The 22,194-nt window shown below is 32.0% G+C and carries 26 protein-coding genes; 1 reads left to right on the top strand and 25 read right to left on the bottom strand.

Features of this window, described 5'->3' with window-relative positions:
* Nucleotides 1-5: 5 nt before the first annotated feature.
* Together ACH6CY_RS13670 and glgB are read right to left on the bottom strand one after the other, a co-directional pair.
* Entirely contained in the window at nucleotides 6-1,169 is a 1,164-nt protein-coding gene (locus tag ACH6CY_RS13670; protein WP_374067889.1) for a glucose-1-phosphate adenylyltransferase, read from the bottom strand.
* Nucleotides 1,170-1,191: 22 nt separating this feature from the next.
* Entirely contained in the window at nucleotides 1,192-3,093 is a 1,902-nt protein-coding gene (gene glgB, locus ACH6CY_RS13665) for a 1,4-alpha-glucan branching protein GlgB (RefSeq protein ID WP_374067888.1), read from the bottom strand.
* A 410-nt stretch (nucleotides 3,094-3,503) separates the two neighbouring features.
* Between glgB and ACH6CY_RS13660 the strand changes: the two genes are divergently transcribed.
* The gene (locus tag ACH6CY_RS13660; protein ID WP_374067887.1) at nucleotides 3,504-4,238 is read left to right on the top strand and encodes a CPBP family intramembrane glutamic endopeptidase; all 735 of its coding nucleotides are present in this window, start codon (nucleotides 3,504-3,506) and stop codon (nucleotides 4,236-4,238) included.
* 656 nt (nucleotides 4,239-4,894) lie between these two features.
* Here ACH6CY_RS13660 and ACH6CY_RS13655 read toward each other — a convergent pair.
* The 23 genes from ACH6CY_RS13655 to ACH6CY_RS13545 all read right to left on the bottom strand — a co-directional run bounded on the left by ACH6CY_RS13655 (nucleotide 4,895) and on the right by ACH6CY_RS13545 (nucleotide 22,108).
* Nucleotides 4,895-5,617, bottom strand: coding sequence for a VCBS repeat-containing protein (locus ACH6CY_RS13655; protein ID WP_374067886.1), 723 nt, complete (start codon nucleotides 5,615-5,617; stop codon nucleotides 4,895-4,897).
* A gap of 83 nt (nucleotides 5,618-5,700) precedes the next feature.
* Nucleotides 5,701-6,897 (bottom strand): DUF4317 domain-containing protein, encoded by a 1,197-nt coding sequence (locus ACH6CY_RS13650; protein ID WP_374067885.1) that lies wholly within the window; start codon nucleotides 6,895-6,897, stop codon nucleotides 5,701-5,703.
* 242 nt (nucleotides 6,898-7,139) lie between these two features.
* The gene (locus tag ACH6CY_RS13645) at nucleotides 7,140-7,778 is read right to left on the bottom strand and encodes an FMN-dependent NADH-azoreductase (protein ID WP_374067884.1); all 639 of its coding nucleotides are present in this window, start codon (nucleotides 7,776-7,778) and stop codon (nucleotides 7,140-7,142) included.
* Nucleotides 7,779-7,909: 131 nt separating this feature from the next.
* Entirely contained in the window at nucleotides 7,910-8,446 is a 537-nt protein-coding gene (locus tag ACH6CY_RS13640) for an NADPH-dependent FMN reductase (RefSeq protein ID WP_374067883.1), read from the bottom strand.
* Between the two features lie 36 nt (nucleotides 8,447-8,482).
* Nucleotides 8,483-9,379, bottom strand: coding sequence for a riboflavin kinase (locus ACH6CY_RS13635; RefSeq protein WP_374067882.1), 897 nt, complete (start codon nucleotides 9,377-9,379; stop codon nucleotides 8,483-8,485).
* A gap of 723 nt (nucleotides 9,380-10,102) precedes the next feature.
* Nucleotides 10,103-10,738, bottom strand: a complete 636-nt coding sequence (locus ACH6CY_RS13630; RefSeq protein WP_374067881.1) for a hypothetical protein — start codon at nucleotides 10,736-10,738, stop codon at nucleotides 10,103-10,105.
* An 84-nt stretch (nucleotides 10,739-10,822) separates the two neighbouring features.
* Nucleotides 10,823-11,110, bottom strand: coding sequence for a DUF5085 family protein (locus ACH6CY_RS13625; RefSeq protein WP_374067880.1), 288 nt, complete (start codon nucleotides 11,108-11,110; stop codon nucleotides 10,823-10,825).
* A 206-nt stretch (nucleotides 11,111-11,316) separates the two neighbouring features.
* Nucleotides 11,317-12,096: a hypothetical protein gene (locus tag ACH6CY_RS13620; RefSeq protein WP_374067879.1), complete on the bottom strand. Its 780-nt coding sequence runs from the start codon at nucleotides 12,094-12,096 to the stop codon at nucleotides 11,317-11,319.
* Nucleotides 12,097-12,211: 115 nt separating this feature from the next.
* A complete protein-coding gene (locus ACH6CY_RS13615; RefSeq protein WP_374067878.1) occupies nucleotides 12,212-12,991 on the bottom strand; it encodes a hypothetical protein in 780 nt (259 codons plus the stop codon).
* Between the two features lie 113 nt (nucleotides 12,992-13,104).
* On the bottom strand, nucleotides 13,105-13,884 hold the full coding sequence (locus tag ACH6CY_RS13610) for a hypothetical protein (RefSeq protein WP_374067877.1): 780 nt from the start codon (nucleotides 13,882-13,884) through the stop codon (nucleotides 13,105-13,107).
* 113 nt (nucleotides 13,885-13,997) lie between these two features.
* Nucleotides 13,998-14,777, bottom strand: a complete 780-nt coding sequence (locus ACH6CY_RS13605; RefSeq protein ID WP_374067876.1) for a hypothetical protein — start codon at nucleotides 14,775-14,777, stop codon at nucleotides 13,998-14,000.
* Nucleotides 14,778-14,793: 16 nt separating this feature from the next.
* Nucleotides 14,794-15,660 carry a hypothetical protein gene (locus ACH6CY_RS13600; protein ID WP_374067875.1) on the bottom strand — a complete coding sequence of 289 codons (867 nt, stop codon included), beginning with the start codon at nucleotides 15,658-15,660 and terminating at the stop codon, nucleotides 14,794-14,796.
* Nucleotides 15,661-15,813 carry a hypothetical protein gene (locus ACH6CY_RS13595; protein ID WP_374067874.1) on the bottom strand — a complete coding sequence of 51 codons (153 nt, stop codon included), beginning with the start codon at nucleotides 15,811-15,813 and terminating at the stop codon, nucleotides 15,661-15,663.
* A 94-nt stretch (nucleotides 15,814-15,907) separates the two neighbouring features.
* The gene (locus ACH6CY_RS13590; RefSeq protein WP_374067873.1) at nucleotides 15,908-16,216 is read right to left on the bottom strand and encodes a T7SS effector LXG polymorphic toxin; all 309 of its coding nucleotides are present in this window, start codon (nucleotides 16,214-16,216) and stop codon (nucleotides 15,908-15,910) included.
* A 112-nt stretch (nucleotides 16,217-16,328) separates the two neighbouring features.
* Nucleotides 16,329-16,631: a DUF4176 domain-containing protein gene (locus ACH6CY_RS13585; RefSeq protein ID WP_374067872.1), complete on the bottom strand. Its 303-nt coding sequence runs from the start codon at nucleotides 16,629-16,631 to the stop codon at nucleotides 16,329-16,331.
* 137 nt (nucleotides 16,632-16,768) lie between these two features.
* Nucleotides 16,769-17,398, bottom strand: a complete 630-nt coding sequence (locus ACH6CY_RS13580; protein WP_374067871.1) for a DUF443 family protein — start codon at nucleotides 17,396-17,398, stop codon at nucleotides 16,769-16,771.
* A 52-nt stretch (nucleotides 17,399-17,450) separates the two neighbouring features.
* On the bottom strand, nucleotides 17,451-18,083 hold the full coding sequence (locus ACH6CY_RS13575; protein ID WP_374067870.1) for a DUF443 family protein: 633 nt from the start codon (nucleotides 18,081-18,083) through the stop codon (nucleotides 17,451-17,453).
* 234 nt (nucleotides 18,084-18,317) lie between these two features.
* Nucleotides 18,318-18,554, bottom strand: a complete 237-nt coding sequence (locus tag ACH6CY_RS13570) for a DUF443 family protein (RefSeq protein ID WP_374067869.1) — start codon at nucleotides 18,552-18,554, stop codon at nucleotides 18,318-18,320.
* Nucleotides 18,493-18,864, bottom strand: coding sequence for a DUF443 family protein (locus ACH6CY_RS13565; RefSeq protein WP_374067868.1), 372 nt, complete (start codon nucleotides 18,862-18,864; stop codon nucleotides 18,493-18,495). The genes ACH6CY_RS13570 and ACH6CY_RS13565 overlap by 62 nt, the downstream gene beginning before the upstream one ends.
* A 32-nt stretch (nucleotides 18,865-18,896) precedes the next feature.
* A complete protein-coding gene (locus tag ACH6CY_RS13560) occupies nucleotides 18,897-19,523 on the bottom strand; it encodes a DUF443 family protein (protein WP_374067867.1) in 627 nt (208 codons plus the stop codon).
* Between the two features lie 61 nt (nucleotides 19,524-19,584).
* Entirely contained in the window at nucleotides 19,585-20,229 is a 645-nt protein-coding gene (locus ACH6CY_RS13555) for a DUF443 family protein (protein ID WP_374067866.1), read from the bottom strand.
* A 5-nt stretch (nucleotides 20,230-20,234) separates the two neighbouring features.
* Complete coding sequence (locus tag ACH6CY_RS13550) at nucleotides 20,235-21,809, bottom strand: T7SS effector LXG polymorphic toxin (RefSeq protein WP_374067865.1); 1,575 nt, start codon at nucleotides 21,807-21,809, stop codon at nucleotides 20,235-20,237.
* A 23-nt stretch (nucleotides 21,810-21,832) separates the two neighbouring features.
* Nucleotides 21,833-22,108 carry a TIGR04197 family type VII secretion effector gene (locus ACH6CY_RS13545; RefSeq protein ID WP_374067897.1) on the bottom strand — a complete coding sequence of 92 codons (276 nt, stop codon included), beginning with the start codon at nucleotides 22,106-22,108 and terminating at the stop codon, nucleotides 21,833-21,835.
* Nucleotides 22,109-22,194: the final 86 nt, after the last annotated feature.

Below are 22,194 nucleotides of genomic sequence, written 5' to 3'. Positions count from 1 at the left end.
CTCTCCTATTTCATCATAGTTACATAGTTTTGATCTTTATTATTATTACTACCGACATAGACCGTAATATCTCCTTCGTTTAATCCATTTCCAATCATACTATTCTCTTTAATTGCATTTCCCTCCATGACAATTGACCGGTGAATTCTTGCTCCCTGTCCGATACTAACATTTGGCATAATAATAGAATCCGTAACCACAGCATCTTTGGCCACATCGACGCCATAAAATAAAACAGAATGATCTACCTCCCCATGTATGTGACAGTTCTCCCCAATTATTGCATTTTTAACTTTTGCAGATGAACCTATCAATTGAGCAGGTAAACTTGGATTATTTGAATATATACGCCATTTGTGATCATGCAAATTCAAATGTGAGACATCTTCTAATAAATCCATATTTGCTTTCCATAAGCTTTGAATCGTTCCAACATCTTTCCAATAGCCATCAAATGTATAAGACATCAATTGTTTACCATCTGCAAGCATGGTTGGAATAATATCCTTGCCAAAGTCATGTGAAGAGTCAATCTCATTTGCATCTGAAATCAGGTATTTTTTTAACACATCATACCGAAATATATAAACCCCCATGGAAGCAAGATTATTTTTAGGATTAGTTGGTTTTTCTTCAAAATCAACAATTCTACCAACCTCATCTGTATCCATAATCCCAAATCGATTGGCTTCCTCCATTGGTACTTGTATGACAGAAATAGTTACATCTGCTTGGCTTGACTGATGAAATTCCAACATTCTTGCATAATCCATTTTATAAATATGATCCCCTGATAAAATCAATACATGCTCCGGTTGGTAATAATCTAAGTATTTCATATTTTGATAGATGGCATCTGCCGTTCCTTTGTACCAATCACCACCTTTAGATTGCATGTAAGGAGGCAGTAAAGAAACACCACCATAGTTTCTATCTAAATCCCAAGCTGAACCAATTCCAATATAATCATTTAATACATGTGGTTCATATTGCGTAAGCACACCAACTGTATCCATACCAGAATTAGTACAATTACTTAGGGTGAAGTCAATGATTCGGTACTTTCCGCCATAATAGACAGCTGGCTTTGCAATGTCATACGTTAACGATTGCAATCTTGTACCCTGTCCGCCAGCCAATATCATTGCTACACATTCTTTCTTCTTCATGCTGCCTCTCCCCTTTAATCAGTTATGACGATACACTGTTTCTTTTTAATATACTGATTCCCAATGGTGGAATCGTCATTTCTATATGTTGATTTTGGTTATGCCAAGGTGTATGATTCGATTCTATATTGAGACCATTCACTTGTCCTGAACCTCCAAAACCGGTAGAATCACTAGAAAATATCTCTTGATAAAAACCTGTTTTAGGTACACCAACTTTATAGTTATGGTAAACTACCGGTGTGAAGTTACATATAATGACTAATTGTTCAGAGTTATCTTTATCATTGCGAATAAAAGAAATAATACTTTGTTCATAATTATTTGCATCAATCCATGTAAATCCTGCCTGTTTATGATCTAATATCCACAATGCAGGATATTGTTTATATAATTGATGTAGTTCTTTGACGTAGTTGCTTATCTGCTGATGAGAATCAAAAGAAAAAAGATTCCAATCCAATTGATCCATGTCTTTCCATTCATCAAATTGACCAAATTCCGATCCCATAAATAATAATTTTTTTCCAGGGTGGGTAAACATATAGCCTAGAAACAACCTTAGATTAGCGAACTTTTTCCAATAATCACCTGGCATCTTATTTAGTAATGACTTCTTCCCATGAACAAGTTCATCGTGTGAAATTGGCAAAACAAAATTTTCGGAAAAAGCATACATCATAGAAAACGTAATTAAATGATGATGATATCGTCTATAAATTGGGTCCATTTCCATATACCTTAAAATGTCGTTCATCCACCCCATGTTCCACTTGTAATTAAAACCCAATCCACCGACATAAGTCGGATGACTTACTAGCGGCCAAGTCGTAGATTCCTCAGCCATCATTAACACATCTGGAACCTCTTCAAATATTGCTTCATTCATTTTCCTTAAAAAATCAATCGCCTCTATATTCTCTCTTCCGCCATATTTGTTTGGTTCCCATTGTCCATGTTCTTTGTCATAATCCAAATAAAGCATGTTAGCGACTGCGTCTACACGTAGTCCATCCACATGGAATTCTTTTAACCAGTAGATAGCATTTGAAATCAAAAAGCTTTGTACCTCTGGACAACCAATATCAAAACTTAACGTTCCCCAAGTATGGTTCTCTGCTTTTCTCGAATCTTTATATTCATATAAAGCCTCTCCATCAAATTGTCGTAACCCATGGTCATCTTTGCAAAAATGTCCAGGTACCCAATCTAATAACACACCGAGGTCATGTTGATGACAACAATCAACAAAATACCGAAAGTCTTCTGGTGTACCATAACGAGAGGTTACTGCATAATAACCGGTTAGTTGGTAACCCCAAGAGCGGTCATATGGATGTTCGTTGATTGGTAATAATTCAATGTGGGTATACCCTAGTTCTTTTACATAAGGAATGACCTTTTCGGCATACTCCGCATATGTAAAGTATTTTTCGCGTTCAATATGTTCCCAAGAACCTAAGTGAATCTCATAAATAGACAACGGAGATTCATATACGTTCGCTTCTCTTCTTTGCTTCATCCATTCCTCATCGTTCCATTTATAATGCTGTGTTGGATAAATAATAGAAGCAGTATTCGGACGCAGTTCATTAAAAAAGGCATATGGGTCTGCTTTCAATTGGACCTTATTTTGATTAGTAATTATTTCATATTTATACATCATCCCTTTTTTGAGGTTCGGTATGAACAGATGCCAAAGGCCACGATCATTGATTTTTTTCATTTTATGATGTTTACTATTCCATTGATTAAATGCTCCAACGATATTGACTTGGGCTGCATGTGGCGCCCATACGATAAAACGTATGCCATCATCACCATCTTGGCTAGCTTCGTGCGCACCTAATAGGCGATAGCTATACTTGGAATCACCTTGATGAAAGAGATCAATTTCTTGTTCCATTGCTAAATCAATTCCCACTCACTCACCCTTTCTTTTTTTATTACAAATCATTATATGTATAGGGACAGAAAACATGAGGATTTTTTATAAACATCACTTGAATAGGTTTAACGGACACGCTCTTTGTTTTTCTTTATGTTTAACCGTAACCAAGGTTTGTTAGCTTCATTCTTGTTAGGCTCTATATCCAGACTTGAAGAACCATTTGGACATTTAATTGCTTGTGAACAAATTGTCACCTGACAAAATGGACAATATTTTTTATCATTGCATCGATTGGATCTGATTTAGCTTTTTCAATGATTCATTTATCTTATTACAAGAAGGTTTCTCAATTTATATAAAAAAGGACGTTTTCATATATTTTTCTTTTACTACCATATTGTTCAATATAATGGTAAAATAAACAAAGAGGGAGCGTGAATTTTATGGAGTATGGTTTCTGGCTAGTAATTATCTTTACATTATTATACGAACCAATTATCGGATATTTCGATTTCAAAAAATTCAAAGATGATGTAAAAGAAAATCAAAATGCGAGATTGCAGTTTTATAGAAGTTCGATACTCGGTCTTTGGATTCCTACAGTCTTTATATTGCTGTTGACTTTCTTTACAGAACTAACATTAAAAGACATTGGTTTATCTGTCCCTAACATTAACACTGATACTTTAGGACCATTCGTTACTTATTCTTTATTCTTTACTGCCTTTCTCTATTTATTTAATATTTTATATTATTCCATTGGCTATCATTTTAGCGATAAGATTAGGATCAACCTGTCACGAGCAAAACAGAAAGAATGGGATAATGTTAGCTTTTCAGAAATATTACCCGTTACTAATAAGGAAAAAAAAATATGGAACTATGTTTCGTTAACAGCAGGCATTACTGAAGAGATCATATATAGAGGTTTTTTGATTTTTGCTATAGCTTATTTGTTCCCTAATTTCTCTATTTGGTTGATTATAATTTTTTCTTCACTATTGTTCGGATTAGCTCACACATATCAAGGCTTCACAACTGGATTTTTAAGCACAACTGTTTTTGGATTAATCTTTTCTGCCCTTTATATTGGAATAGGTTCAATCTTTCCACTTATTTTCTTTCATTTCTTAATCGACTATGTAGCAAAATTAGGACAATTAGAAGAACAAAATTAAAATACACAGTAATTAAGTGCTATTTATACATTTCTTAACGCATCTAAGACATTATAATTGGACTTATGACAAGTGAAAAATAATAATTGTTTCACTTGTTCTTTGTAAGAAAATCTTTTACTTTATTAGATGTATAAATAGTTGTAGAAATACTTGATGAAAATATTTTGAAACCCCTACATAAACTGCTTTAAATGCTTACGATAGGTATTAATATGTTTAATATGCAAAGTAGTTTATTTCATATAAATTTCTTTTCGCATATTAACTTTTTCATGTTGCAACCGCGGGGAAAATAGTAATAATCTATACGAAAATAGCGATAAAAGTTGCTGGGACAAAACAACATTTTTTAAGAGAAAAGCCGAACATTTATTTTAATATAGCAGAACAAACAACGCTGTGGAAATGAACTCCCTTTCCGCAGGCACGGCTTCAGCTCGTGCTGTTCCTGCAGGACAAGGAATACATCGCACGAAGAAAATTGCACTTCATTTTCGAGGAGTGTCGTGTATTTTTCAAGCTTAATGGTTGCTTCAAACAAATAGACGAACCTTAATTCTTCTTTTTAGAATTAAAATTCGTCTTTTGATAATCACCTTTTACTTATGTCCAAGCCTCTTCTCTATAAAATCGTAATGTTTATCATTAATAATTTAATGACAATCCCCTGTTCCGTAGATAGCTACGTTTTGGTTACCTAAAACAAACCGATTCGTTTGCCATCCTAGTGTGTTCATCACATAACCTAATGCATCTGCATTATATCTACCAGCAACTTTTTGATAACAAAGCAACTCATATACACCATTATAATTGAAATCAACAGCATACATACCGCTTAATGGATTAACAAAACCGGTTATCGGTTCCTTGAGATTCCCTTCACCATCGTATATTTCATCTAAATAGCTTTGATCTCTTGTTGAAATATCAATAATATATAACAATCCATTTTCTTCACTTAAAACAGAAACTTTATATCGATCCTGATACGTAACTTCATATTGATACTGCTGATTATATAACGCGGAATTAAATAGCAATTGTGGTGCATCATTTGAAAAAGCGTAAATATAGTGGTTATAAATTCCTCCACTGCCTCCTGTAGCAACACTAATAAAAATATTTTCCACTCGATCACCTGTAAAATCTCCTAAAAACAAGGTAGGTTCATATCCACTACCTTCAGGTAAAACAACACTACAAACAGCTCCCGTTCGACCATCCTGAACAAATAAAGTAATCCGATGCAAGTATGGACTATCTGCTGTTTTAAATGCCGTTAAGTAAACATAATCTAATACACCATCACCCGTTACATCTCCTACAGCATAAGTAACTAAACTAGGTACTTGATTCAAACTTGATTGATACATATAGCCCCTCTTTTCCTGTTCGACATACATCCTTCTATATATCGTATGGGCTTTAGTAACAAGACGTGCCAAACAGCATCAAGTTAATCTTGATCAGCTTTCGAATCACCTTTGGTAGTGAGCGCTTCTGGTATCATCGTAAATCCTTCAATTACTGTGTCCTCTTCGACTTCGATTAATAAACAACGTTTCCCGAAAAAATCTACTTGCCTTACATATTTTAAATCTTGAGGACTAATCGCTATATTTGCAACTTTCGTTTTGATTTTTATCGATTTCGATTGGTATTTTGGTAAAATACTACTTGCCTTTAGCTCATATGCTTTATCATCTATGACGTTGTGAAAAGCAGCTTCTACCTTCTCTGTATTCACATCCTCCACACCACTCATTTTCAGTACTTGCTCGACATCCTTATAATCTAATTTAGCCGCTTCGTCTTCTTCATGCTCTTCAATGGTACGATTGATTTCCTCGTACACATTAGAAAGCGTAGTCGTATTTATTTTATTGTCTGTTACATGCTTTACGATTTCTTCAAAAACCGCTTTATCTTCTTCGGCAGTCATAAAATCTTCTGCATTTAGCACATTTTCAATAAAATCCATATCCAACTCATTTGATTTCCCCGTTGAATAAAGGACATGATTCACATCTGCAGTATAGTTGGTAAAGCACGGGAACAAAAATCCTTTCAAAGGCGCATTCAAATTAATGACAGGATCTACTACAATATTATATTTGAACGTTTTTTCAACATAATCAAACAGCAGTTCTTTTCTTGGATCTTGTGTTTTATTTACACTGGATAAAATGAAAGGATGGGAATAAACAGGTTCAAATCCATTATCCTCTGCTTCTTCATTTTTTCGTTTGGTAGACTTCAAATATTCTCCACGGATAAATGTAATCACGATATCCATATCATATGTTTTATCTTTCAGCATTTTTTCAACGAGCGCTAGCATTTGTTCTTTCCAATCCTCTGCACGTTCACTAAGTAACGCTTTATGTAGAATCAACTGACTACTATTTTCAGCCTTCGAATCAAATCGCAATTCAAATAATTTCTCATCTAATTGACCGGTTAATACTTTTTTGAAATTAGTCATAAACAGCTCTTGTTGTTCTCTTTCAAGCATTTCAAAAGGTTGACTTTGGTGGTGGTAAATTTCATCTGATTCCTTCATGACATATACATTAAAAATATCAGAAATTTTTAATGTATCATTATCTACTTTAAATTGTCTGCGAAAAGCAGCAAGGTCTTTTTTATTCAATTTATAAAACAACTCCTAAATAATTTGAATTTTCTTGGATTGTGTGAACAGTTTATTTTAACATATAATGAACTATTTCCTTGCTTTATTTGGTCAAGATTTCTCATCATTTTCATATACCTATTTTTTTATGAATGACAAAAGCACGATTCTCTAGATGAATGATGACAAAAATATCTAGTGGTGAGTCAGCCATTATGATGAAAAAAGCCCTCGAGCTTGATCGAGGACTTCATCACTAACTATTGTGCCACTTTATTCATTGCTAATTTACTAGCTACCGCTTTCACTTTTTCTAATCCTTCTACAATAATTGCTTCCGCTTTGTCTGGCATTGCATTGTGTCCTTCAATAATCACTTCATCGATTATTTCCATACCAAAAACGCCATCTAATACATTACGCATATAATTTACAGCCATATCTAAACGATCTGTCTCTGGAGAATTGTACATTCCACCACGTGCATTTAGAAGTATCGCTTTTTTATCTGTCAATAACGGATGTAAGTTTCCTGATTGATCGTATTTAAACGCAAATCCTGCTTCATAAATATAATCAATAAATGTTTGCATTTTCGCTGGAATTGTTTGATTCCACAATGGAAAAGCAAACACAATTAAATCTGCTGCAACAACAGCATCTTTTGCCTTTTGCTTGGCAGTTAATAAACGTTGCTGCACTTCTGTCAGTTCTTGACCGCTTTGCAGGTTGCCAAATGCATCAAATAAATCTTGTCCAAGGTAAGGCATATCTTCTGCAAAAATATCAAATGTTGTTACATTTAAATCGGATGTAGACTCCATAAATGCCTCATACATCTTACTTGATATTGCTTCTGAAGCAGGTCGATTGTTTGCTTTTACTACTAATATATTCATTTTTCTTTTCCCCCATTTTTTACTTTTTCTACTATATGAATCAGTAAGTATGTTTACACTATGGACTATTATGTAGAAAGTAAAAGGCTTAAGCAAGTAATTTGTCCTATCCTTTTATTTACTATAACTACTTATTTCTTTAAACTTGCTTGAAGTTGAATGACTTCTGTAGCAAGTGCATCGATACGATCCATTAGTGACGCATCAATAATTTCATTTATATCATTAAATGAGTCATTATGTGCAAATATTGATATCGTTGGGACTAAACCTTTTAAATAAGATAGGATAGGCTTTAAATGATATTCAGATACGAGAAAATGCTTGTCGATTGATCCTGTTGTAACTATTCCAGTTACTTTTTGTTTTAGAGAATTAACTGGTAAATGGTCAAGCAAATTTTTCAAAGCACCGGTAATGGAAGCTTGATAAATCGGTGTGCCGAAAATAACAATATCTGCTTCTATTATTTTATTGACGACTTGAAATGTATCATCATTATAAAATGCCAATGGCTCTCCCCTGACAAATTCTATATCTACATCACGCAAGTCAATTAATTCCGTTACTGTATTAGAATCGATTTGTTTCGTTGCTTCTAATACATGGTGCACCATTACATTCGTTTTCCATCCAGCTAATGCTCCTGAAACTCCTACTATTTTCATATATATTACACCTACTTTTTATATTATTGATTTTCGCTAAATAGAAATGAAGCGCTCCGCATCTTTTTTATCTTGGTTCATTTGTTTAATTAATGCATCTAAATCTGAAAAATCCTTTTCTTCACGCATAAAATGTAGAAATGAAACGGACACCTTGTGATCATAAAGATCCCCAGCGTAATTTAAAATATGTGCTTCAATTAAAAACCCTTTTCCATTTACTGTCGGACGATATCCAGCACTAATTAATACATTATAATAATCTGTAATAACATCTCCATTATGTATTCCAACAATACCAAAATATACTCCAGGCTTTGGCATTACATATCTACCTACCTCTGCCAAATTAAGCGTAGGAAAGCCTAATTTCCTGCCTAGTTTTTCACCGTGAGCTACTTTACCGATAATGGTATAAGGACGATCCAATAACCCTTGTACTTGTTCTACATGACCATTCGTTATTAAATTATATATCATCTTATCAGTGATCGTATCTTCATTTATCTTCACACTAGAGGCGATCTTTACTTGCGTATTAATCTGTTTGAGCTTCTGAAGTAAATCACTTGAAATGAGGCTGTTGTCTAATAATTCTTGATCAACTACAATACATCGAATCGTTAACTCAGATAGTGCATCCATGATAGCATCTTCCATTGTTTTTCCTTCTTCAGGATATAGTTGTCTGTATGCACCTACATCATATTGCTTCAATAATTGACGTTTTGTTTTCTCTGATGTTACTTTCTTTAATTTTAAAAAAAGACTTGGATCGATGACAACTAATTTTTCCTGTCCATCTTTCATTAATTGATTCGCTGTTTCCAATACATGTTTCTTTCCTTTATGAAAAACATCAAAACAACCAATTACTAGTGTAAGTGTTGATCGATCTATTTGCGATTGCCTAGCTATTTCAATAAATTCCATAGTTAACCCTCTTTATTGTATAAAATAATATGATTTTTTTCTATCTTACTATATGCTAGAAAAAAAACAAATCAAAAGGCTAGTTGTTACTATTATATATACATAAGGCAAGGGCAGAATAGATAATTAAAAGCACAAATTGAAGGATAGCAAAACAGCACCGTTTATCCAATTGGGCTTTGCTATCCTCCTTAAGATATTTGGAAATGTACATGTTCTATTGTAGTAGTTGCTTTTATCTTTTTAAAATCATCTGTTTGTTATTTTGTATCTAAAGTTAATAAATGGATGCGGTGTTCCTTTTTTTCTATTTAGGGAATGCGATGTTATTACATATATAGTAATATTCAATATGATGAAAAGTCGAAATAGGAAGGTAGGAATTACAATTGTAAATTCAAGTCTGTGATTCATTTGTGGAGAAATTAAATAATCAAATGTGAATGTTTTCACTTCATTTAACAACATATTAATCACACAAAACGTTGTGATTTTAAGAACATAGCTCTATATGAAGGTGCAAGTTCACTTTAATATAGTTGCAATAGCATTTATACGAAACATATCTCCCTTATTCAAAAAATACTTGAATAAGGGAAGAACTAATCTATTGTATATAAGCACAAGCACCATATAAGAAAGGTGATTTCCCCTACCTAGACGCTATAAAATGTAAATAACTCAGTTTTCATTTACTTTTCTAAAGCCAATTGCTCTGATCATTTATTTTTCAAATTCTATATCAGGATTGTCTATCTGCATATTAATATTTTCTTCAGTTAATTCTGTAAATAAAGCCTCGTCTGCTTGATTTATTTCTATTAAAAACGGAATAGCACTATCTTTTTCAATAACTCCTATATATTCTTCATCTAGAAGTACTGGCTCATTTTCAAATATATAGCCACCATCTTTAATTCCTAATGTCAAATCAAAATATATACTTTTTATTGGTGCACGTAATCGATTCACTGCAATAAACAAAATAGAAGAGCTCCCGTCTTCATTAGCTACAATGTCATTAGGAAATAAACTGAAGTCATTAGGTATGCCTCCTTTTGGATCAGCTTTCACTACTTCGTCTAAATAACTATATAGCTCACTATTCTCAACGGTTATGCCAGCCTCTTTATCTGCTTTCTGTATTTGTAATTTAAGATCTTGAACATCATCAGAAGAAGTTACATCCGCTTCACCAATACCTCCACTATTTTTTTCTGCTTCAAGTTCCTGATTATTTGTTTCTTCCGTTTCCTCTTTACCCCTTTTAGAAATCTCTGAAGCGGCATCTTTTATGAAGTTACATCCTGATAAAATAACTAATAATACTAATAATAATGCTAACATGCCTTTTTTCATATTCTTTCTCCTCACTATATTATATTTTTAAAATTCCTCTAGCTTTACTTCACCTACATTGTTTCACATTAGTGTACCATTTATTTAGATTCCGACACTCATTTCTACATATGTATTATTAGCAGGTGTTCTTTTGTATTCCACAAATACAGGCGTTCTTTGCTCTAAACTATTACGATTTAGATACTCAAACAACTCCCAATATTTTATTTGGGACTGTTCAGTAAAATTTCCTGTCACTCTCGTCATTACCATTGGATAAATGGAAAAATAACTTTGGAAAAAAATTTGCTCATCAGCCACTGATTGAAATTCTTGCTCTTCAATAGGTAAGAAAATCTCGACTACCATTTCTTCTTCATTTGTTGGCATATTGTATTGAAATTGTCCAAAACTCTTCTCCTCTTCTATAAATGTTTAGCCTTCCATTAGGAATATACCTTCTTGCCAGTTCCCTCGCAATTGTACTGTTTGATAAACTAGCAAACGATCAAATTGCATGCCTCTTGTTTCTATTTTTATTTTCATTTTCATTTCCCAACATCTCTTTTGAACTAGTATAAATTTTAAACACAACTTTACTCCATTATTATATTACCCTCTTCATCACGCACTGGTTTTAGTCGGCCATTTTGTTCATAGTTAAAACTATCAAAGCGGATTTTACAGTATAATGTGATAGCTTGTTCAGGTAACAATGATAATACAAACAAACTAGACAAAGTAAATATTGTCGCGATAATTAGAATATCAATCCCATTAAATTCAAAATTTCTAATAAAATATTGTACAATAAAGGTTGCACCAATTCCTAACGAAAATATAATCGAAAATAGACTGTTTGATTCCAATCTGCCTCTTAATCTATCTTTTTTGGACCCTTTTTTATACGACCCTTTTCTCAATTGAAATAGTACTATAATCACCTTTAATATCACTAATATAATGCTTATTGTTAGCATAATACTCGTAAAATTTAATAATGTTTCACTGTCTGTTTCAAATTCTGCACTAATAATAATTAATGTTAATAAATACATAGATACTGTAAACAAATTTTGACCTGCAAGTATAAATATAAAATATTGCATTCTTTGTGATTTCATATACATAGCAGGAATAGCATATATAATACAAAAAAGACCTAATATAATTGAAACAATTAAATGCCCAGTGACTAAACTGTCTATATTGGGATAAATAGAGTAACTTTTAATAAAAAATTCTAAAGCCATTAAAATAGCCTGTGAAAAAATGATTACAAAGAATATTCTTCCCAGTTGAGAAGGTTTCTGTAGCTCAGATTCAAAATTTCTCCTCAAGACTAAAAAATTTTCTTCAGGAATTTTATTCAGCATATAAATCTCTCCTTTTTAATGACATCTATAGTAGATTTTGATTTTCTATCTTTACACTATTTCACTTTCACCCCCCAACATCTCTTTTGAACTAGTATAAATTTTAAACACAACTTTACTCCATTATTATATTACCCTCTTCATCACGCACTGGTTTTAGTCGGCCATTTTGTTCATAGTTAAAACTATCAAAGCGGATTTTACAATACTGTAAAACTAATTGCTCTGGAAGTACAAATAGCATCGTATAAAATATAACTATACTAAGTATGCATATGAACAATTTATCAAATTGAAACAAATTAAAATTTCTTATTAGAAATTGTATAATATACACAATTCCTATACTTAAGGGAATTAACACAGGTAATAGAGACTTACTTTCCAAAGTTCTCCGCTGGTGATCTTTACTTGTTCCCTTTCTATATTTCCCTTTCCTTAATAACACATAGAAACGGATAGACGTAGTAATAAAAACAACTATTCCAAATATCAGTGTTATATAGGTGAAAGTTAATAAAGTATTTATATCGTTCGTTATCACCGTTCCTAAAACTAGTAGAGCCAATATATAAACTGATACACCAAATAAATTTTGTGATATTAACGTATTTATTAGATACTGTAATTTTTGATATCGCTTATAAATAGGTGGTATCGCAAAAATAACAGAAAATATCATCAATATAATTGATAAGGTTAAATGAATGCTGAAAACATCTTCTTTTAATGGATATATTGAGTATTTCCCAATGAAGTTTTCCAAAAATAAAAATAGCGTTTGAAAAGGTATTGTAAAGATCAAAACAGTTGCCATTGATTTAGGACTCTGCCTTTTTGATTCAAAAGGACCTCTTAATACTAAAAAATCTTGTTCCGTTAATTTTTGCAACATTCGCTTTGCTCTCCGCATCAAATTTATTATTTAATCTATCGGATAATAGATGTGTGCACATCATTACTAGATTTACTTTCAAGAGATTCTATTTGTTTGCATTTTCCTGATAATCATTCCATTATGATATTACCCTCTTCATCACGCACTGGCTTTAGTCGTCCATTTTGTTCATAGTTAAAACTATCAAAGCGGATTTTACAGTACTGTAAAACTAATTGCTCTGGAAGTACAAATAGCATTGCATAAAATAACACTATACCAAGTACGCACATAAGCAGCTTATCAAATTGATATAAATCAAAATTTCTTATTAGAAACTGTATAATATACACAACCCCTATACTTGAGGGGATTAACACAGGTAATAGAGACTTACTCTCCAAAGTTCTCCGTTGGTAATCTTTACTTGTTCCCTTTCTATATTTTCCTTTCCTTAATAACACATAAAAACGGATAGACGTAGTAATAAAAACAACTACTCCAATGATTAATGTTATATAGGTGAAAGTTAGTAAAGCATTTATATTGTTCGTTATCACCGTTCCTAAAACTAGTAGAGCCAATATATAAGCTGATACACCAAATAAATTTTGTGATATCAACGTAACTATTAGATACTGTAATTTTTGATATCGCTTATAAATAGGTGGTATGACAAAAATAATAGGAAATATCATCAATGTAATTGATAAGGTTAAATGAATGCTGAAAACCTCTTCTTTTAATGGATACATTGAGTATTCCGCAACGAAGTCTTCCAAAAATAAAAATAGCGTTTGAAAAGGCAATGTAAAAATCAAAGCAACTGCCATTGATTTTGGACTCTGCCTTTTTGATTCAAAAGGTCCTCTTAATACTAAAAAATCTTGTTCCGTTAATTTTTGTAACATTCGCATTTCTCTCCGCATCAAATTTATTATTTAATCTATCAGATAATAGATGTGTGCACATCATTACTAGATTTACTTTCAAGAGATTCTATTTGTTTGCATTCTCCTGATAATTACTCCATTATAATATTACCCTCTTCATCACGCACTGGTTTTAGTAGGCCATTTTGTTCGTAGTTAAAGCTATCAAAGCGGGTTTTACAGTACTGTAAAACTAATTGCTCCGGAAGTACAAATAGCATCGCATAAAAAAGTACAACCATTAATGTAGACATTACTATAGTGTCTACTCCACCAAAATTAAAAGTTCTTATTAAGTATTGGATCATAAACACGATACCAATACCTGCTGGAATGACAATGGGAAGTAATGAATTAGTTTCAAAATATCTCCGTTGTTGATCTTTATTTGTCCCTTTTCTATATTTCCCTTTTTTTAATAACATATAAAAACGAATAGATGTAGCAATAAAAATGACTAATCCAATGATTAATGTTATATAGGTGAAAGTTAGTAACTCTTCTGACTTATCAGATAAATCATTTCCTAATACTAGTAATGCTAAAATATAAAAAGAAAGCCCTCCTAAATTTTGTGAAACTAACGTATTTATAAAATACTGCATTTTTTGATATCGCATATAAACAGAGGGGATAGCAAAAATGATGGAGCCTACAGCCAATATGATTGATATAATTAAATGAATTTTAAAAATTTCAATTTTAAAAGGAAAAGTTGAATATTGACTACCATAATACTCAGCCGACAAAAGCAGTACTTGAAGTAACATGCCTAGCATTAATATACCTCCTAATGACTTTGGACTTTGCCTTTTTGATTCAAAAGGACCTCTTAAAACTAAAAAATCTTTTTCTGTTAATTGTTGCAGCATACATTTTCCCCCTTCATTAATGAAACCAGCCTTTAATACGATCCAATATGGATTTTTTGTTATTTCCTTTATGATTTAATACATAATTTGCTCCAACACCCACTAATGCTCCAATTATTGTTCCTACTCCTGGTATAGGAATTGCTACTGTAAAAAATGCAGTAGATGCTCCTTGCACAGCTCCAGATACAACCGTATCAACAGTTGTATCTACCCCAGTTCTAACATAGGCGTCCTTTCCTCTTAATCCATCTTTTAGGGCTTCATCATAGTTAGTGTATGCAGTTAAGCCAAAACCTGCTGCCCCCAATGCTTTTGATGAACTTTTAAGTATAGTTTGACTTTTCTTAAATAAAGTTATTGCATCTTTAAATCCATCTTTTACTCCATCGTAAGCACCTTTCATGATGGATTTACTAACATGTTTAACATTGATTTCATCTCGAAAATATTGTATTTCTGGGTGTAACTCTTTCACCTCACTTCCATTATTTGTCCATTTATCACCGTTAGCAGCTTTTAATATTGTTTGATTATTTCTTGCTCGAACAAGATCAGTTTCATTCAATCTTGCTCTGTTTTTAGGTAATAGATAATTAAAATCACTTTGTGCTCTGAAATCCGGCTTAACTCCTAAAGCTTCTAAACCTCCTTGATTTGTTGTCAGACGATACGAGTATTTTCCCGTTCGATAATCTTTGTGTTCCACCGTTCTAATTATATTTCCGTTTTGAGTTGCACTTATCATTTTTGAACCTGTGTAGAACGATCTACTCTGTGATAAACCATATAAAACATTTGATGTAGCATCTGAATGATTTAAAAATAAATTGGACGACGCTAATTTCCCGTTGCTAGATTGTTTAGTTGTTTTCGAAAGCAACTATTCTATCTCAGATAAAACATTCTCAATCTGATTAATTCGTCCTTTTCCAGTAGAAGAGAAACGCGATAAATCATTTTTTAAATTGCCTATCGCTTTTGATGCAGCATGCTTGTCCTCTAATACAGAAAGAAAAATTAGGCACGGATGCACTGCTTATATCATCGACACTTTTAACAATATCATTAACATCATAAGAGAAATCTGCCATATCCATATATTTTCCCTGTATATCCTTTTCCTTATCCTAGAGGTAATTTCCCTGAATAATTGCTTGATCACTACTATCTATTTGTGATAAAAAGGTACCTATATGATTATCTATGTTGTCAAGCAAGTCAATCATCAAATTTTCAAAGTGTTGTAATAGTTGCATGTGAAAATTATGTAGGCTTCCTTTTGCACGATTGGCTGCACTTCCTTTAAAAGAATCCATCCTATTTATTTGCTTAATAGCTGATTTAACATCTAAAAATTGATCTATTAGATTATTTACATAAGAATAATAATCATCAGCAAAATTTCTCACCTCAGCTAAATCTACTCGTTGTCCCAAAATACTCCCTCCCTCAATAAATTAATATATTCTTAGAATTTCATCGTTTTACTCCTTTAAAATAAAATTAATGTATTTAAATATGATTTATAACTAGCATGTAAATTAAAATCTATTTAAGTGGTTCTGTTACTTTTCCTTCAATGAATTTTTCTTCATTTTCTTCCTTCCATTCATGGAATACCTTTTGAAAACGTTCTTCCTCATCGTCTTTAAAACCTTCAAATACAACTTCATCGATATTTTCATTATTAAAATAAAAGATATGTTCAGGTACTAAGCCTTGAGGATAAAAACAAGCAGAGTAATCAAACATTATATTTTCGCCTTCCTGATCAAGGAGCGGACCTCTATTTAAAATCATAAGCTTACTCGTTCCTTCTTTTAAATAAACGATTGAGCCAATTGGTAACATACACTTTTCCTTCCCTTCCATGTGATTTTTATTAATGTAAAGTTTTAAATTATTTAATACTTCAAATCATTTTTCATATTTACTTTCTTTAAAACTACCAAATAATAAATGAATGCAGTTTTCTCTGTCCACTTAAATTAAGTATAATTTCCCTTTCTAAATTTGACCGTAGTAGTTCCTTCTATTACTGTAGTTCCATTTAAAATTAATAAGAATAATAGAAAAACTGTTGCACTTATTAGCAACATCATATTACTATCAGTAATAAATAAAATAAACGTAATAAGGAAAAAAATCAGAAAAAATAAATACGCTGACAAACATTTAATAACGTGTTTAAACGATTGTGGTCTAATCCAAATACTTTTTTTAAATCCTAAATGTGGTCCAATTTTTTTATAAAAATCTTTTTTATTTCGATGGCTTAAATAAAAACGCATGGTAGCAACTAGAATTAACATGGTTATTGCAATAATGCTGTTAATTACAATGGTACTTTCAAAATAAAAAAATTCTGTCAGTGGGCGAAGTAAGTTGGCTATAGTTATGCCAATACCACCAGTCAGAAGTATGCTTACCTTGTTGTTTTTTGTATCGTTTTGCACCGATCCTATTTTTTCATCTAACACTTCTTCGTCCACTTGATAAACGGTATTTGGCAGTATCCAAGTTAAAAAGGGGAACATTATTTTCCATACTGACTGACTCATATCCATGGTATACGTATTGCCCCCTTCCACCTTTAACACTCTAAATCTTGTATTCATTATTTTTTTAACATTACATCTCATAAAAATCACCATTCCCAATTCATTAGGTTCATAACATTACCTTTTTTTCTTTAAACTTAATTGTAGTAGTTCCTTCTATTACTGTAGTTCCATTTAAAATTGATAAAATTAACCAAAAAATCATTGTAATTATTAACCCAACCACATTACTGTAGGTAATAAAAAAGATAAACATAAACAGGGAAAAAATTAGAGTAAAAAAATACGCTGACAAACATTTAATAACATGTTTAAACGATTGTGGTCTAATCCAAATACTTTTTCTTGATACTAAATATGGTCCGATTTTTTTATAAAAATCTTTTTTATTTCGATGGCTTAAATAAAAACGCATGGTAGCGACTAGAATTAACATGGTTATTGCAATAATGCTGTTAATTACAATGGTGCTTTCAAAGTAAAAATAATCTGTCAGCGGTTCAAGCAAGTTTGCTATAGTTATACTAATACCTGTAGTCAGAAGTATGCTTACCTTGTTTGTTTTTGTGTTGTTTTTCACAGATCCTATTTTTTCATCTAACACTTCTTCGTCCACTTGATAAACGGTATTTGTCAGTATCCAAGTTAAAAAGGGGAACATTATTTTCCATACTGATTGACTCATATCTATGGTATACGTATTGCCCCCTTCCACCTTTAACACTCTAAATCTTGTATTCATTATTTTTTTAACATTACATCTCATAAAAATCACCATTCCCAATTCATCGAGTTAACTACACCCAATCCATTTCAAATACGTTAGAGATAGACCACCACAAAAATACTTAGAAGAGACAAATAGTCTACGCCTTGTTCTTTACTTTTTTGAATTCTATTTTAGTAATACCATTGCTGACCGTCACTATATTAAAGAATGATAAACATATGAAAAGAAACAGGCCGAATATTAGTGCTAATATGTTACCATTTTCAATAAATCCGACAATAGATACAAGGAAAAAAATACTAAACTGCTATAAAAAACAATAATGGTAATACAATGCTTAAACGATTCTGGCTTAAGCCAAATACGTTCTTTTTTTGAAGAATTCAGGTTGACTAATTCACAAATAGCTTTCTTATTTTTATTACTTATATAAAGACGTAATACAATAATTATTAAAATAAAAAGTGAAAGTAAAAAAAACATTTATTACTGGTGTGCTTGAAACATTAAAATAATCACCCAAAGGTCTTAATAAATTTGCTATAAATATTCCAACCCCACTCAATAGTAGAGTATTACCTTTGTTGATTTTTTTCTTATTATTTGAAATTTGCAGTTTTTCATTGAGTTCTTCTTGATCTATTTGATAAAGGGGATTGGGTAAGCTCCATATTAGAAATGGGAATAAAGTTATCCATATCGAACGATCCATGTCTAATAGATAAGTCTTCCCTTCAACTTTTAATAATCTGTATCTTACGTTTTTTATTACGTAGTGTACTTCACATTCCACAAATATACCCTCCCAAATCAATTGGGGTCATATCATTTATTTTTTTCTTTGAATTTTACTGTAGTACTTCCGTCATTAACAGTTAATCCATTTACAATTGATAAACCTAACAAAAAAACTGTAGCACTTATTAGCAACATCATATTACTGTCTGTAATAAATAAAACAAACATAATTAGGAAAGATATTAATAAGAGAAAATATATTAATAAACTTTTCATAAAGTGTTTAAACGATTGTGGTCTAATCCAAATACTTTTTCTTGATACTAAATATGGTCCGATTTTTTTATAAAAATCTTTTTTATTTCGATGGCTTAAATAAAAACGCATGGTAGCGACTAGAATTAACATGGTTATTGCAATAATGCTGTTAATTACAATGGTGCTTTCAAAGTAAAAAAATTCTGTCAGTGGGCGAAGTAAGTTAGCTATAGTTATGCCAATACCACCAGTCAGAAGTATGCTTACCTTGTTGTTTTTTGTATCGTTTTGCACCGATCCTATTTTTTCATCTAACACTTCTTCGTCTACTTGATAAACGGTATTTGGCAGTATCCAAGTTAAAAAGGGGAACATTATTTTCCATACTGATTGACTCATATCTATGGTATACGTATTGCCCCCTTCCACCTTTAACACTCTAAATCTTGTATTCATTATTTTTTTAACATTACATCTCATAAATAATCACCATCCCAAATCAATCGGGTTCATAACATTACCTTTTTTCTTTAAATTTGACTGTGGTAGTTCCTTCTATCACAGTTGTTGCATTTGTAACTGATAAAAATAATGAAAAAACCATTGTCCATATTAGTGCCATTATATTACTATAGGTAAAAAATAAGGCGAACGTAAACAAGAAAGAAATTAGCATACCAAGATATACAGTTAAACTCTTCAAAAGATGTTTTAAGGACTGTGGTCTAATCCAAATATTTTTTTTTAATATTAAATGTGGTTCAATGATTTTGTAAAATTCTTTTTTATTCTGATGACTTAAATAAAAACGAAAAGTTGTGGCTATAATTAACATAATAGCTGTGAGAATACAATTGATTAATAAGGTGCTTTCAAAGTCAAAAAAATCTGTTAGTGGGCGAAGCAAGTTGGCTAAAAATATACTAACGCCGCTGAAAAAAAGTACACTTATTTTATTATTTTTAGTATTGTTTTCCACAGATCCTATTTTTTCATTTAACACTTCTTCATCTACTTGATAAACGGTATTTGGCAGTAGCCAAGTTAAAAAAGGAAACAAAATTTTCCATACTGACTGACTCATATCTAAGGTATAAGTATCTCCTTCTATCTTTAATGCTCTAAACCTTGTATTCCTTATTTTTATTACAATACATTTCAATGAATTCACCATCCCCAATTCATTAGGTTCATTTCCTCTAGTCCGTTACTGATTGCTTCACCAACATTCTTTGCCGTATCTACAATCGATTCTCCAAAGTTATCTACCTTTTGCCCCACTGCATCCAATCCATCCTGTAATCCTAAAAAATTTTTATCGTATGCCCAATTAAATGCCCACGTCAAACCAGTTCCGACTGCTAAAGTTCCTACCGCCGCCCAACCAATAGGATTGCTGATAGCTAGTGTCGTCCCTATCACCCCACCTATGGCACCTCCAGCCATACCAACAACCACGCTTGTTCCATTATGCATTACGGCTTCTCCAACTGTTTTCCCTTTAACATGAATGTCTTCATGATATCCAGCTATAGCACTAACTGCGGTAAACGTGCCGCCTAAAACTTTACTTGTGCCCATTACGGTTTTACCTACTTTTGTAATAAAGGCAGCTTTCTTAGCTGTATACTTCCCAATGTTTACAACAGCACCTCCTACCCTACTAGAAAGCTTGCTAAATAATCCTCCAATATTTTTTATACTTGTTGCTAATTCGTCAGTTGTTTTTCCTAGGTCTATGGTTGATTGTCCTAAATATTTTATTGCTGCATTATTTGAATTGAACAGCACATCAATCCCTAGTTTTACTTTGTTTTCAAATAAATAGCTTAAGACCCCTGCAGGTACTTCTTTTTTCAACTCTTCTTCTGTTAACACTTCTTTGGATTTTAACATCGTTTTGTAGATTTGATAGTAGGTCTCTCTGTTGATCTTACCGTTCTTTAAATCGGTAAGAGCGTTATTCAGAATCCCTTTCACTGTTTCGTCCATATCTTTTATTGCCGTATTATTTGCTTTCTCAATTGCATTTAAAGACAAATATTCAATGGAATCCTCATCCATTTGTTCAGAAACCCCTAAAGTTTGATTATATTTCTTCAGTGCTGACAAGCCACTGCTTATAGAGTTCTGACGATAATCTGTGAATCTGGTATTTCCGTTTAACTCACTTGTTCGATTTAATGTCACTTTTACCTCATTTAAAATATGATCAATATTGGTTGTTTTACTTCGACCTGTATAGGTAAATGCATCCAGATCGTCTTGTACATTACTGTTATGCGCAATCAATGTTTGTTTGTTATTCCTTATTGTTGAAAAGGATGAGAGGTTTGCATGAGTAATATCAGAAACGCTCCGAACAATGTCAATAAACTCATTATGGCATTCACGTAATGCTGTATATTCTTCTTTAATTTCTTCTTTTATATCCTGCAAATAATTATGTTTCACAATAGCACGTTTATTGCCATCTACTTTCGCTTGAAATGAAGTTATATTGTGTTTTACCTGGTCGGATAAATCTGTAAGTAACCCAGCAAAAGTTGTCAATACGGTAAGGTGTAGATCATTAAAATAACCCTTTGCTTGATCTGCTGTTACACCTGAAAAAGAATTTAAATGACATATTTTTTCAATGTCTGTTTCTATTTCTGTAAGGCTGTTTTTAATCTCTGTCACATGAGTATTCCATTCATCCTGAAAATCTACTACTTCTTCTAGATTTACTCGTTTCCCCAATTTTCTCCCCTCGTTTTTGTACGTTATCGGATCGGTTGCGGTCCAGAAATATTATTTCTATAATTAGCTAAATCAGAGTCCATTGCTTGCAATTCATTTCCAGTTCTCTCTAACGTATCAATGTCATTTTCTAAAATAAGCTTATACCGATTCAATAACTCGATTGCTTCTGTTACTTGCTCTAAATCCTTCGTAAACGGAGTGATGTTCGTTTTGCTAAAAGTATCCGTATTATTCTTTATCTTCATATTTGATACAGATGACTTAAGTCTCGATACGTTCGAGCGAAAAACATTCATATTAATAGAACCTGAATTATTCATAGAAATTCCTTAATGACTTAAAAATGCTTATCTGCCAAGCTATCTAGCTAAGTTGGTCGTGC

The organism is Paraliobacillus sp. JSM ZJ581, from assembly GCF_044383835.1.
Taxonomy (GTDB): Bacteria; Bacillota; Bacilli; order Bacillales; family Amphibacillaceae; genus Paraliobacillus.
Note: the sequence above shows the minus strand (reverse complement) of the source record. Positions and strands in the feature narration are given on the sequence as shown.